The 13,122-nt window shown below is 58.7% G+C and carries 9 protein-coding genes; 7 read left to right on the top strand and 2 right to left on the bottom strand.

Translation table 11 applies throughout. The features are described from left to right. Window position 1: 1 nt before the first annotated feature. Entirely contained in the window at window positions 2-718 is a 717-nt protein-coding gene (locus J7394_RS02120; RefSeq protein WP_209250601.1) for an OB-fold-containig protein, read from the bottom strand. 257 nt (window positions 719-975) lie between these two features. Between J7394_RS02120 and metG the strand changes: the two genes are divergently transcribed. The 3 genes from metG (at window position 976) to J7394_RS02105 (ending at window position 7,259) form a co-directional block, all read left to right on the top strand. Next, on the top strand, window positions 976-2,694 hold the full coding sequence (metG, locus tag J7394_RS02115) for a methionine--tRNA ligase (protein ID WP_209250600.1): 1,719 nt from the start codon (window positions 976-978) through the stop codon (window positions 2,692-2,694). 245 nt (window positions 2,695-2,939) lie between these two features. Continuing rightward, entirely contained in the window at window positions 2,940-4,118 is a 1,179-nt protein-coding gene (locus J7394_RS02110; protein ID WP_209250599.1) for an efflux RND transporter periplasmic adaptor subunit, read from the top strand. 3 nt (window positions 4,119-4,121) lie between these two features. Next, entirely contained in the window at window positions 4,122-7,259 is a 3,138-nt protein-coding gene (locus J7394_RS02105; RefSeq protein WP_209250598.1) for an efflux RND transporter permease subunit, read from the top strand. 35 nt (window positions 7,260-7,294) lie between these two features. Here J7394_RS02105 and glpD read toward each other — a convergent pair whose 3' ends face one another. Further along, window positions 7,295-8,884, bottom strand: coding sequence for a glycerol-3-phosphate dehydrogenase (gene glpD, locus J7394_RS02100; protein WP_209250597.1), 1,590 nt, complete (start codon window positions 8,882-8,884; stop codon window positions 7,295-7,297). 179 nt (window positions 8,885-9,063) lie between these two features. Here glpD and J7394_RS02095 point away from each other — a divergent pair, with 179 nt between their 5' ends. The 4 genes from J7394_RS02095 (at window position 9,064) to J7394_RS02080 (ending at window position 13,034) form a co-directional block, all read left to right on the top strand. Beyond that, on the top strand, window positions 9,064-9,828 hold the full coding sequence (locus tag J7394_RS02095; protein ID WP_209250596.1) for a DeoR/GlpR family DNA-binding transcription regulator: 765 nt from the start codon (window positions 9,064-9,066) through the stop codon (window positions 9,826-9,828). 108 nt (window positions 9,829-9,936) lie between these two features. Then, window positions 9,937-10,293 (top strand): DUF3302 domain-containing protein, encoded by a 357-nt coding sequence (locus J7394_RS02090; protein ID WP_170457996.1) that lies wholly within the window; start codon window positions 9,937-9,939, stop codon window positions 10,291-10,293. A gap of 21 nt (window positions 10,294-10,314) precedes the next feature. Continuing rightward, a complete protein-coding gene (locus J7394_RS02085) occupies window positions 10,315-11,460 on the top strand; it encodes an HlyD family secretion protein (RefSeq protein ID WP_209250594.1) in 1,146 nt (381 codons plus the stop codon). 11 nt (window positions 11,461-11,471) lie between these two features. Further along, the gene (locus tag J7394_RS02080; protein WP_209250592.1) at window positions 11,472-13,034 is read left to right on the top strand and encodes an efflux transporter outer membrane subunit; all 1,563 of its coding nucleotides are present in this window, start codon (window positions 11,472-11,474) and stop codon (window positions 13,032-13,034) included. Window positions 13,035-13,122 lie beyond the last annotated feature (88 nt).

The following is a 13,122-nucleotide window of genomic DNA, read 5'->3' as shown; positions in this document are numbered from 1 at the left end:
GTTAGTTAGACATGCCGACCAGAACGAACCGGTCGCGCCGTCGGTCACGTAGAACAAGCACTTCGGTGCCTTGCTCCAGCGAATCTTGGTCCTGAAAAGGTTCTGCGCGCAGGTAGTGTGTGTTGCCGAACCGGTCCATCACGCGCACCTCCGCCGGGCGTCCGCGTGAGGCGGTTCCTTGAGTGATCACACCACGACGACGGGCCAGCATCCGTTCAGACATCGCCTCAGTCTCGGTTTTTGGCAGCAGGCGGGCAAAGACGCCACCAAAGCCACGCGCAAACCACAGGCCAAACGCGCCCGCAGGGATAGCAGCGATCCAACTGGGCAAATCGAAGCCCAACAGATCGCGCATCGCCAGTTGCAGGCCCATACCACTGAGGCCGAACCCGGCCAGCAGAACCACAAGCCAGATCATGAACGGCATCTTGCCGATACCGAGCCAGCCAAACGGGCCAGTAGACGCGACCTCGGGCACTTCGGTTTCGATCTCGGCCAGTTCCAGGTCGCCCAGATCGATATCGGCGTCGATATCCAGATCGAAATCGGCAATGTCCAGATCCGGCGCGTCGACCATATCCAGGTCGACCTCGCCGTCCCCTGCCAGCAGACTTCCCCCCAGAACCAATGCGATCAGTTCCAGCGCCAAAAGGCCGAACAGAAGCGCAAGCGCAAGGGTAAAGGGCACAAATGCGCCCTCAAGTAAAAAGTCAAACATCAGCAAGTTGCCCTCGTTATTGTATACCTTTGTATACACCTGAGATGGGAAGTCATTGATTGAATTTCAAGAAGTTGTGATTCCAAATTTCAACCTATGGGTAGTGCAGCTCTTGACGTATATGCAACTCGCCCTAGCCACCTTTCGTATTATTCCCTCAAATACGCGCTCAAAATGACATGGCAGCGCAAGCCGGGCTTTTGCTGAGCGATGACATAAGGTAGACGGGCGCGCAGACAGTTACGTGGACACGCAAAATGGCTCGGATTCTCATCACCTCGGCGATCCCCTACATCAACGGGATCAAGCACCTCGGCAACCTGATCGGCTCGCAATTGCCTGCCGACCTGTACGCACGCTACCAGCGTGGCCGGGGGAATGAGGTCATGTTCCTCTGCGCCACCGACGAACACGGCACCCCGGCCGAGCTGGCCGCGGCCAAGGCGGGCAAGCCGGTGGCCGAGTACTGCGCCGATATGTATGCGGTGCAGGCCGATATCGCCAAACGCTTTGGGCTGAGCTTCGATCACTTTGGTCGCTCGTCCAGCGAACAGAACCGCCACCTGACGCAGCATTTCGCTGGCAAGTTGGACGAGGCCGGTCTGATCCGTGAGGTCAGTGAAAAGCAGGTCTACTCGAACGCCGATGGCCGGTTCCTGCCGGATCGCTATATCGAAGGCACCTGCCCCAATTGCGGCTACGACCGCGCACGTGGCGACCAGTGCGAGAACTGCACCAAGCAGTTGGATCCGACCGACCTGATCGAGCCGCGCAGCGCGATCAGCGGTTCCACCGATCTGGAAGTGCGCGAGACCAAGCACCTGTATCTGCGCCAATCGGCGATGAAGGATCAGCTGGATGCCTGGATCGACAGCAAGACCGACTGGCCGATCCTGACCACTTCGATTGCCAAGAAATGGCTGCACGACGGAGATGGCCTGCAGGATCGCGGCATTACCCGCGATCTGGACTGGGGTGTTCCGGTCAAGAAAGGCGATCAGGACTGGCCCGGTATGGAGGGCAAAGTCTTCTATGTCTGGTTCGACGCACCGATCGAATACATCGCCTGCGCCAAGGAATGGGCCGACGCGAATGGCAAGACGGATGCGGATTGGGAACGCTGGTGGCGCACCGACAAGGGCGCGGACGACGTGCGTTACGTGCAGTTCATGGGCAAGGACAATGTCCCCTTCCATACGCTGTCCTTCCCGGCCACCATTCTGGGTTCGGGCGAGCCGTGGAAGATGGTCGATCACCTTAAGTCCTTCAACTACCTGAATTATGACGGCGGTCAGTTCTCGACCTCACAAGGCCGCGGCGTCTTCATGGATCAGGCGCTGGCCATTCTGCCCGCCGATTACTGGCGCTGGTGGCTGCTGAGCCATGCGCCGGAAAGCAGCGACAGTGAGTTCACGTGGGAGAACTTCCAGCAATCGGTGAACAAAGACCTCGCCGATGTGCTGGGCAACTTCGTCAGCCGGATCACCAAATTCTGCCGCTCGAAATTCGGCGAATCCGTGCCCGAAGGCGGTACATTCGGCGCGCGCGAACAAGAACTTATCGCGGACATCACCCGCCGCGTTCGCGCCTATGAAGGTCATATGGAGGCGATGGAAGTCCGCAAATCCGCGCAAGAGCTGCGGGCGATCTGGGTGGCCGGTAACGAATACCTGCAATCCGCAGCCCCGTGGTCGACCTTCAAGGAAGACCCCGAGCAGGCGGCCGCACAGGTGCGCCTTGGCCTCAACCTGATCCGCCTCTATGCGGTTTTGAGCGCGCCTTTTATTCCCGACGCTTCGGCCAAAATGCTGAGTGCGATGAACACGCTGGATACAAGCTGGCCCGAAGATGTCGAGGCCGCGCTGAACGCCCTACCTGCAGGTCATGCGTTCTCGGTTCCCGATGTCCTGTTCGCCAAGATCGCCGACGAGGACCGCGAAGAGTGGCAGAAGGAATTTGCCGGTACGCGCGACTGACAACCGCTAAATGTAGTTCTGAAACGGGGGCCTCGACGGCCCCCTTTCCTTTGCGCCCTGCAACCGTGCCCTCACGTAAACCGGCCTGTTTGCAGGGGATTTTCGCAACCCGTCGACTACTCCACCCCTTCAATCATCTTGAGATATCCTCCCAAAACGGCCATCCTGAGCACAAGTTCTGCCGACTCGTCGCGTTTTAACGCTGCGTATTGGCTCAGTTTTTTGAAATGAATGAGGCTTTTGACATGTCCGTCGCTCTGAAGCAGCCCCGCAACCGGTCTCGTGGTGCTGTCACCGCACTGTGCCGCCCTCTGATCATTCTGTCATGCATCGGTTTTGGCCACCCGGCACTTGCGCAGGATGAAAGTGAAGCGCCCGCCGCAAAAGTGTCGATCGCCGCAGCCTACACCGAAGAGATCACTGATGAGGCCAGCTTTATCGGCCGTGCAGAAGCCATCAACAAGGTCGACATCGTCGCGCGTGTCAGCGGATTTCTTGAAAGTCAGGAGGTCGAAGATGGCGCACTGGTGACCGAGGGCGATCTGCTGTTCAAGATCGAACCGGACCTCTATCAGGCAACGCTTGAGGCCCGCAAAGCCGATCTCGACCGCGCCGAGGCCAATCTGGAGCTGGCAAAGGTCGATCTGGCGCGGAAAGAGGAACTCTTCAAGCGCGATGCAACGCCGGAATCAGAACGCGACATCGCGCGCGCCAACGAACTGGTCGCCGAGGCCGAGGTCAAAGCCGCGAACGCCGCCATCCAGCAAGCGGAACTGGACCTCAGTTATACCGAGATCCACGCGCCCTTTACCGGTCGCCTAGGCCGGGTCACCACGAGCGTAGGCGATGTGGTTGGCCCCACGAACCCACCGCTGGTCAATCTGGTCAGCGAGGCGCCGATATATGTAAACTTTTCCTTGAATGAGAAACAGTTTACCTCGGTTCTTCAACAGGTTGGTGAAAGTGCTGCTTCTTTGGCGGAAAGCAACAAAAGCCCCAATGTGCATGTCATTTTGCCGAACGGAACCGAGCTGGATGAAACCGGTGAAATCGTCTTTGTCGACAACCGCATCGACCCGCTGACCGGCGCCATTACGGTGCGGGCCGAGTTTGACAACGCAGATCGCCTGATCATCGATGGTGCCTTCGTGAATGTGCAGATCGAGGCACTGGAGCCGACCCTGCAGGTCCTGATCCCTCAGGCAGCATTGCAGCGTGACCAGCGAGGCGAGTTCGTACTGGTCGTCAATGACCAACAGATGGTCGAGCAGCGCTATATCACGACCGGCGACTCCGTGGGCACGGCCATAATCGTCTCGGAAGGTCTGCGCGAAGGCGAAAGTGTGATTGTCGAGGGCCTGCAACGCGTGCGCCCCGGCGTGGCGGTGGACGCGGTTGTCGCGTCCGAGCAGCCGGGAGAATAAGGCATGTTCTCAGCCCTGTTCATCAGCCGGCCCAAGCTGGCGCTTGTCATTTCTCTCGTCCTGACGATCATGGGCAGTATCGGCTATATGGTTCTGCCGGTCGCCCAGTTCCCGGACATTACACCACCTGTTGTCAGCGTCTCGACCACCTATACCGGCGCCAATGCCGAGACCGTCGAAAACACCGTCGCCGCGCCCATCGAGGCGCAGGTCAATGGTGTGGACGACATGATCTACATGACGTCGACCTCGTCCGACAACGGCTCCTATTCCTTGAATGTTACCTTTGAGGTCGGCACTGACCCGGATATCGCCTCAGTCAACGTGCAGAACCGCGTGGCGCAGGCTATGTCGTCACTTCCGTCCGAGGTAACCTCATCCGGCGTGGTGACCCAGAAGGCGTCAACCAACATGCTGCTGCTGGTCACTCTGACCTCGCCCAATGGCACATATGACAGTGTGTTTCTTTCCAACTATGCCTCGATCAACCTGAAAGACGCTCTGGCGCGGGTTCAAGGTGTGGGTAAGGCGGATGTTCTTACCAATCTGGAATACGCCATGCGGATCTGGATGGATCCCGACCAGATGGCCGCTCTGTCGATCACGCCCGGCGATGTGATCAATGCCATTCGCGAACAGAATATCGAAGTCTCCGCAGGCTCCATCGGTGCGCCTCCGGTGCCTGAGGGGCAGACCTTTCAATACACGATCAAAACCAAGGGTCGCCTGACATCGGCGGAAGAGTTTGGTGACATCGTCATTCGCACAGGCGACGCCGGTTCCATTGTGCGCGTGCGCGATATCGCACGTGTCGAGTTGGGCGCGCAGTTCTATTCGGCCTCGGGTTATTTCGATGCGGTTCCTGCAACTGTGATCGGCATCTACCAAGCCCCTGGCGCCAATGCGCTGGCCGTGTCCGAGCGAGTGCAAGCGGAGCTTGATCGCCTCTCCCGGTCCTTCCCCACAGACGTGGAATACAGTGTCCCCTTCAACACTACCGACTTCGTCGAAGCCTCGCTGAACGATGTGGTCTCGACCCTGATCCTGACCTTCATTCTGGTGATCTCGGTTGTGTTCGTGTTCCTGGGCAGTTGGCGAGCGACAATCATTCCAGCGGTGGCGATCCCGGTCTCGTTGATCGGGACATTCGCCTTCCTACTGGCCTTCGGGATGTCGCTGAACACGATTTCGCTGTTCGCCTTGGTCTTGGCCATCGGGATCGTGGTGGATGACGCCATCGTGGTCGTCGAAAACGTCGAGCGGATCATCGCGGATGAGGGGCTGCCCCCGGCCGAAGCGACCCGAAAGGCGATGGGCCAGATCACCGGCCCCGTCATCGCGACAACGTTGGTTCTGTTGGCCGTGTTCGTGCCGGTTACCTTTATGCCCGGCATCTCGGGCAGACTCTATTCGCAGTTTGCCGTAACGATTTCGACGGCGGTTGTGATCTCATCCATCAACGCCTTGACGCTTTCGCCTGCTTTGTGTGGCCTGGTGTTACGCGCTCGTTCTGGCCCGCCCAAAGGGGTGCTAGCGCTGTTCGAAGGGATGATCGGAACTGTCCGCAACGGCTATGTCGCCATCGTGCGCAAATTGCTGATCCTGCCGATTGTCGCGCTGGGTGTGATTGTCGCTTTGGGAATGGGAACCGGGACGATCATGTCCAATACCTCCAGCGGATTTATCCCGCTTGAGGACAATGGCTATCTATTCGTCGATATCCAACTGCCCGATGCGGCGACGCTGGAACGGACCGAGACGATCTCGGCCCGTGTGGATGACCAGATCCGCGAGATTCCGGGCGTTGCCAGCACCGTTCTGATCAACGGCTTCTCGCTGCTGAACGGCACCACGACCAACGGCGCGGCTATCTTCGTCAACCTCGAAAACTGGGCCGACCGGCAGGAAGAAGACCTGAGTGCCGACGCCATCCTCGCCAAGGTGCTTGCGATTGCGAACGGGGAATCCGCGGCTTCGATCGTGGCCTTCAACCCGCCGCCCATTCAAGGTTTGGGAATGTCGGCCGGTGTTGAGATGGAGGTGCAGCAGACCGGCGGTGGCACGCCTCAGGACTTGGCTTCGGCTGTTGGTTCATTCGTTTACGCGGCGAACCAGCGGCCCGAGATCGGCCAGTCCTATACGACCTTCCGCGCCAACGTTCCGCAGCTTTTTGTCGATCTGGATCGGGAAAAGGCCAAGACCCTGCAGGTCTCGGTCGCCGAGATTTTCCAAACGATGCAGGCGCAGTTGGGGTCTTACTACGTGAACGACTTCAACCTGTTCGGTCGTGTCTATCGCGTGATGATTCAGGCAGATGGCACCTATCGCGACAATGTTGAGGATATCTCGAACCTCTATGTCCGCTCGCAACAGGGTGAGATGGTTCCACTGGGTACGTTGATTGATGTGGAAAACGTGTTGGGGCCGGTCTTGCTGAAGCGGCACAACCTGTTCCGGTCGGCAACGGTGACGGCGGTGCCCGCTCCGGGCCTGTCCACCGGTGACGCGATCAGTGTCATGACCGAGGAATCGGCCACCGCCCTCCCCCCCGGCTATGCTTTCGAATGGACCGGCACGGCCCAGCAGCAGCTGGCCTCGGGCGGATTAGTCATCGTGATCCTTGGGCTGGCGATCCTGTTTGGCTACCTGTTCCTGGTGGGCCAGTATGAAAGCTGGACCTTGCCGGTGTCGATCCTGCTGTCGGTGATTGTCGCCCTGTTCGGAGCGGTCGCTGCCGTCGCGATCGTAGGCAGTGACATCAACCTCTATACGCAGATCGGGATGATCATGCTGGTGGGGCTTGCCTCAAAGAACGGCATTCTGATTGTCGAGTTCGCGATGGAGCAACGCGCCAAAGGCCTGTCGATCAAGGACGCCGCAGCCGAAGCCGCCTATCAGCGTTTCCGAGCCGTGATGATGACGGCGCTGTCCTTCCTTCTGGGGGTTGTCCCGCTACTGGCCGCCAATGGCGCGGGGGCGGCGAGCCAGAAGGCCATCGGTGTTGCGGTGTTCGGCGGCATGCTGGCCGCCACACTGGTCGGCGTGATCCTTGTGCCAGTTCTCTACGCCCTGATGCAGGGGCTGCGAGAATGGATCAAGGGCAGCAAGAATGATCCCGGCCCGTCCGAGGAAACCGCCTAAGAAAAAGCCCCGCCAAATCGGCGGGGCATTTGTTTTCAAGCTGCGTCGTCCTTTTTCAACCGCTCTGACATCCACTGGTCAATGCGCGCGATCTGGTCAGCACTCAAACGCAGCCCCAGCTTGTTGCGACGCCAGACCACGTCCTCGGCGTTGAGGGCGTATTCTTTGTCCATCAGCCATTCGAGTTCTCGCGCGGTGAGGGTTGCACCGAAGTCTTCACCCAAATCAGCAGAGTCTTTTGCTTCCCCCAACATGGTACGCGCCTCTGTCCCGTATGCGCGGATCAGACGGGCGGCCCATTTTTCAGTGAGGAACGGATAGTCCTGGATCAACGTCTGCCTAAGGTCCTGCACGCCATCGACGGGAAAGTCTCCACCCGGCAAAGACACGCCCGCTGTCCAGGGGCCGGGCAGGTTCGGGAAATGCTCGGCTACTTTCTCAAGCGCGCTTTCCGCCAGACGGCGGTAGGTCGTGATCTTGCCTCCGAACACGTTCAAAACAGGCGCCCCGCCCTGCGCATCGACCTTCAAGGTATAATCCCGCGTCGCCGCCGTCGCACTGTTGGCCCCATCATCGTAGAGCGGCCGTACGCCCGAATAGGTCCAGACGATATCGTCCTGCGTCACCGGTTTCTTGAAATACTTGGTTGCGAAATCGCACAGGTAAGTCTGCTCGGCCTCGGTGCAGACCGGAGGCTCAGAGGGATCCGAATGGTCCTGATCCGTCGTACCGATAAGGGTAAAATCCTGCTCATAGGGAATGGCAAAGATGATGCGGCCATCCTCGCCTTGGAAGAAGTAACACTTGTCGTGATCGTAGAGCTTCTTTGTCACGATATGACTGCCGCGCACCAAACGAACCCCCTCGCGTGAGTTCACCCGGATCTTGGTTTGGATGATGTCGCCTACCCACGGGCCGCCCGCATTGATCAGCATTCTCGCACGGATCAGTTGGCTTTCCCCGGCCGCCCGGTCGCGGATGGTGACATGCCACAACTCATCAACACGCTCGGCCGAGACAACTTCGGTCCGCACCATGATCCGCGCACCACGGGATTCGGCATCTCGTGCGTTGAGAACCACCAGCCGCGCATCTTCGATCCAGCAGTCCGAGTATTCATAGGCAGTCTCGAATTTGCCCTGCAAAGGACCACCTTCCGGAGCGCTGCGCAGATCCAGCGACTTCGTTCCCGGCAAAATTTTACGCCCGCCAAGGTTGTCGTACATGAACAGACCCAGACGGATCAGCCACGCGGGGCGACGCCCGCGCATCCAAGGCATGACGGTGCTTAGCAGCTTCGATGTCGGCGTCTCGGAATCAAAGCGCATGTCCTTGTGATAGGGCAGCACAAAGCGCATCGGCCAACTGATATGAGGCATGGCGCGCAACAGCGTCTCACGTTCGATCAGCGCCTCCCGCACCAGCCGGATCTCAAAATACTCCAGATAGCGCAGTCCGCCATGAAACAGCTTGGTCGAGGCCGACGATGTCGCAGAGGCGAGATCATTCATCTCGGCCAAGGTGACAGACAGCCCCCGTCCCGCCGCATCCCGCGCGATTCCGCATCCGTTGATCCCACCGCCGATGATGAACAGGTCGCTGATCTGATCGTCCGTCGCTTGCATGGCTTGTGATTCCCTATCCAATCTGGTTGCGCGCATTAATCAGAACTACATTCGTGTAATCAACGTTTATGTTCTTTTTTTTTCGTTTTGCAACACAACTATGAAAATTCTGCATGGCCGCTTGCTAATTTTGACCAAAAGAAGAAAAACGAAACCAACTTACCTGAATGGGATCCCACATGTCGCTCTCTTTCCGCCAATCCGACATTCTTGAGATCGCCAGCACCGAGGGCCGCGTTACCGTCGATGGTTTGGCCGAGCGGTTTGGCGTGACGGTCCAGACAATCCGCCGCGACCTGTCCGAGCTGGCCGATGCCGGCAAGCTGGACCGCGTCCACGGCGGGGCTGTCCTACGTTCCGGCGTCTCCAACATCGGGTATGAGGATCGCCGCACTCTTAATGCAGACGCCAAGGTCAGAATGGCGAAGGCATGCGCCAATGACATTCCGGACGGCGCATCGGTCTTCATGAATATCGGCACCTCAACCGAGGCCGTGGCGCGGCAGATGCTGAACCACAAGGACCTGATGTTGGTGACGAACAACATGAACGTCGCCAATATTCTCATCGAAAACCCCGATTGTGAGATTGTGGTGGCCGGTGGTGTCCTGCGCCGCTCGGACGGAGGGCTGGTGGGCAATCTCACCGTCTCGACCATCCGTCAGTTCAAGTTCGACTATGCGGTGATCGGCTGTTCCGCGCTGGATCCCGATGGTGATCTGCTGGATTTCGATTTTCAGGAAGTCCATGTCAGCCAGACGATCATCGCGCAGGCCCGACGCACGCTGCTGGTGGCCGACCATTCAAAATTCCAGCGACTTGCCCCTGCCCGCATCACCTCGCTGGCCGAGATTGATAGCTTCTACACCGATCAACCGCTGACCCCCGACCTCTCGGCAAAATGTGCCGAATGGGGCACGGGTCTGATCGTCTGTTCTGACTGATCCGCCCTGCCTCGGGTTCGGAAACGTTAGGTCCCAACACAAAGTCATTGACGAGACAGGGGCCTACGTCTGAGGATGAGACAACCTTCCCTTCAGGAGGCATCGAGCATGGGACTTTTGGGGCAGCCGCTAGGCTACTACGACTATCTGACATTCGTGGCACTGATCCTGCTTTTGGCAGCGGTGATGGCGCTGTTTCTCTTCCTCATGGGGTTGCCCGGACGGATAGCGATCAAGCGCAATCATCCACATGCCGAGGCGGTCAAGATCATGGGATGGATGGGTTTTTTGGCCGTTGTTCCTTGGGTTCATGCCTTCATGTGGGCGTTCCACGATGGCGTGACGGTCGATATCCGCCGTGGCCCGGATGAAGAAAAAGACGCGATCCGCAAGGATATCGAGCGCCTGGGCGGCACCGTCAAAGAAGAATACCAGGCTGCGCCTGACGAGACGCAGAAAAGCTAAGGCCAAAGGAAACACTCAGACATGTTCGTCGCCCTCGGCATTACGCTGTTCTACATCATTTTCGTCTGGTTCATCTTCTTCAAGATGGAGTGGCTCAAGTTCAACATCGCCTGGGGCATTGTGTCCTTCTGGGTCGGTGCGCATTTGCTGCTGATCTTCCTCGTCGCGCTGCGCTTCTTTCAGCCCTTCTCGGTCGACAGCCATGTGGTGCGATCGACAATTCAGATCGTGCCAAAACTGACCCAGCCGACGATTCTCACCGAGGTTCTGGTCGAGCCGAACACACAAATCACCAAGGGCGACCCGCTCTATCGCTTTGACGATACCGTGTTTTCGCTCGCCGTCGACAATGCCAAGGCACAACTGGTTGCCGCCGAGCAGAACGCCAAAATTCTGGAACAGGATGTCATTGCCAAAACCGAAGCCGTCGAGCGCGCCAATGCGCAATTGGCCTATGCGTTGACCGAACAGGCGCGGTACGAAAATCTGGTGCCAGCGGGTGGCGCGCGTCAGGATGAGTTGGATCGCTGGAACGAACAGGTGACCGAGGATACCGCCTCGGTCAAACAGGCCGAGGCCAATCTTGAGAAAGCAAAGCTGGCACTGGCCTCGCAGATCGATGGCGTGAACACCGGCATCTTGCAAGCGCAGGCGCAACTGTCCGAAGCCGAGTACTTTCTGGAAAACACTACGATCTATGCGCCCGAGAATGGCATGATCGTCTCACAACAGGCCCGTCCAGGCTTGGTGGTAGGTGACATTCGTCTCGGTGCTATAGCCAGTTTCGTCACCGAAGACAGCCCCTATCTTCTGGCAACCTTCCGCCAGCAGAACTTGAAATTTGTTGAAGTCGGGCAAGAGGTTGAGGTCGCGTTGGACCTCTATCCCGGTGAAATCCTAACCGGCAAGGTTGAGGCGATTTGGTGGGCCACCCGTCAGGGTCAGTACCTGCCCTCGGGCCGCCTGCCCGGTTTTGAGCTACCCAAGCTGCCGGGACGAATTGCGGTACAGATCACCGTTGATCTGCCCGAAGAGCATATCCTGCCGGCAGGTGGCCACGCGGCGGTGGCGATCTACACCGGTCAGGGCAAAAGCTTTGAGTTTCTGCGGCGCATCAATATCCGCCTGTATTCCTTCGCCAATTTCATTCGACCGCTAGACATTTGAGGACGCGCATCATGACACGGGCCACCCCCTTTCGACACTTGATGGGAACAGCCCTGTGTGCCGCGTTTTTGACGGCCTGCGCGCCGGTTGGTCCTGATTTCGTGCGCCCGAACTCTCCGGTCGTGAAACAGTGGATCGAGGTGAACAGCCCCAGCACCGGGCAAAGCGGCCTGACCTCACGCAGCGCGCCGGTCGTGAAATGGTGGGAGACGTTCAATGACCCCACCCTCAACAAGCTGATCGCTGAGTCCTATGCCCAAAACCTGTCTCTGCAGGTCGCTGGCGCGCGGGTCCTGCAGGCGCGGGCGCAGTTGGGCATCGCCTTTGGCGAGTTGTATCCGCAGTCACAAGTCCTTGGGGCCTCGACCGAGCGGCGGCAGATCAGCGACAATCTTGGCCCAATCGCCGATATCAACCGGATCATTCCGCTGGATACCGAATTCTCGACCTCTCAGGCCGGGTTTGATGCGCAGTGGGAATTGGACGTCTGGGGTGCGCAAAGGCGCGGTGTTCAGGCGGCGCGGTCGAACTTGGCGTTGCAGGTGGCGAACTATGATGACGCGCTGGTGACGCTGACGGGTGATGTCGCCGCGCTTTATGTCAATATCCGTGCCTTGCAGGAGTCGCTGGGCGTTGCGCGTGAAAACATCAAGCTACAGCAGGAATCGGCTGACCTGACCCAATTGCGGTTCAACAACGGGGTCACCACCGAGTTGGACGTGCAGGAATCCACGGCTCTGCTGAACAACACCAAGGCCCTAGTGCCCGAGCTTGAGAGCGATCTTCAACAAACCAAGAACGCTCTGGCCGTTTTATTGGGCACCACCCCATCGCGTATGTCTAGCCTTCTGGGCAATTCCGGTCGCATCCCCTCGGCCCGGTCCAACGTGGCCGTCGGTGTCCCGGCTGAGTTGCTGCGCCGCCGTCCGGACGTGAGGGCCGCCGAGTTGGCCGCAGCCACTCAATCGGCCGAGGTCGGCATTGCCATGGCAGACCTCTATCCGCAGTTCGTTCTGTCCGGCTCGGTCGGGTTGCAGGCCTCGGGCGGGCGGAACCTGTTCAGCTCGAACAGCACAACGGGCCTTGCCAGTGCGGGCGTCGTTTGGAACGTGCTGAACTATGGCCGCATCAAGAACAACGTCCGGGCGCAGGATGCCGCCTATCAGGCGCTGATCGCCAATTATCAGAACACCGTTCTGACTGCTTATTCTGAGGTCGAAAGCGCCATGGTCGCCTATGCGCAGGCGCGCAAGCAGGTCGGGTTTTATCAACAAAGCGTCGATGCCTCGCGCAAGGCTGCGGAGATCGCCGTCAATCAGTATACCGACGGGATCGCCGACTACTCCCGCATTCTGAATACCCAGACAGCCCTATTGAGGTCTCAGGCCAATCTGATCGAGGCGCGTCAACAGGTCTCCAGCAATCTCGTCGCCGTCTACAAAGGCCTTGGCGGCGGTTGGCAAATTCGCGAGAACAGAGAGTTCCTGCCCGACACCGTTTTGGCCGAGATGGCTTACCGCACCGATTGGGGCGATCTGCTGCAGGAAACACCAACCCGCGCCAGCCTGAATTAGAGCGTGTCGGGTTTCACTTAAATCAATGGGCGACGCCAATGTCCCGAGAATGCCGGAGGCATGGCAGGGTATTGGCGTCTCGAACTAA

It is taken from the genome of Ruegeria sp. R13_0 (assembly GCF_017743995.1).
Taxonomy (GTDB): Bacteria; Pseudomonadota; Alphaproteobacteria; order Rhodobacterales; family Rhodobacteraceae; genus Ruegeria.
Note: the sequence above shows the minus strand (reverse complement) of the source record. Positions and strands in the feature narration are given on the sequence as shown.

Excerpts from the sequence above, each read along its gene's own strand:
- J7394_RS02085 (WP_209250594.1), top strand. The coding sequence starts at position 10,315 with ATGTTCGTCGCCCTCGGCATTACGCTGTTCTACATCATTTTCGTCTGG.
- J7394_RS02090 (WP_170457996.1), top strand. The coding sequence starts at position 9,937 with ATGGGACTTTTGGGGCAGCCGCTAGGCTACTACGACTATCTGACATTC.
- J7394_RS02080 (WP_209250592.1), top strand. The coding sequence starts at position 11,472 with ATGACACGGGCCACCCCCTTTCGACACTTGATGGGAACAGCCCTGTGT.
- J7394_RS02110 (WP_209250599.1), top strand. The coding sequence starts at position 2,940 with ATGTCCGTCGCTCTGAAGCAGCCCCGCAACCGGTCTCGTGGTGCTGTC.
- J7394_RS02105 (WP_209250598.1), top strand. The coding sequence starts at position 4,122 with ATGTTCTCAGCCCTGTTCATCAGCCGGCCCAAGCTGGCGCTTGTCATT.
- J7394_RS02120 (WP_209250601.1), bottom strand. The coding sequence starts at position 718 with ATGTTTGACTTTTTACTTGAGGGCGCATTTGTGCCCTTTACCCTTGCG.
- glpD (WP_209250597.1), bottom strand. The coding sequence starts at position 8,884 with ATGCAAGCGACGGACGATCAGATCAGCGACCTGTTCATCATCGGCGGT.
- J7394_RS02095 (WP_209250596.1), top strand. The coding sequence starts at position 9,064 with ATGTCGCTCTCTTTCCGCCAATCCGACATTCTTGAGATCGCCAGCACC.
- metG (WP_209250600.1), top strand. The coding sequence starts at position 976 with ATGGCTCGGATTCTCATCACCTCGGCGATCCCCTACATCAACGGGATC.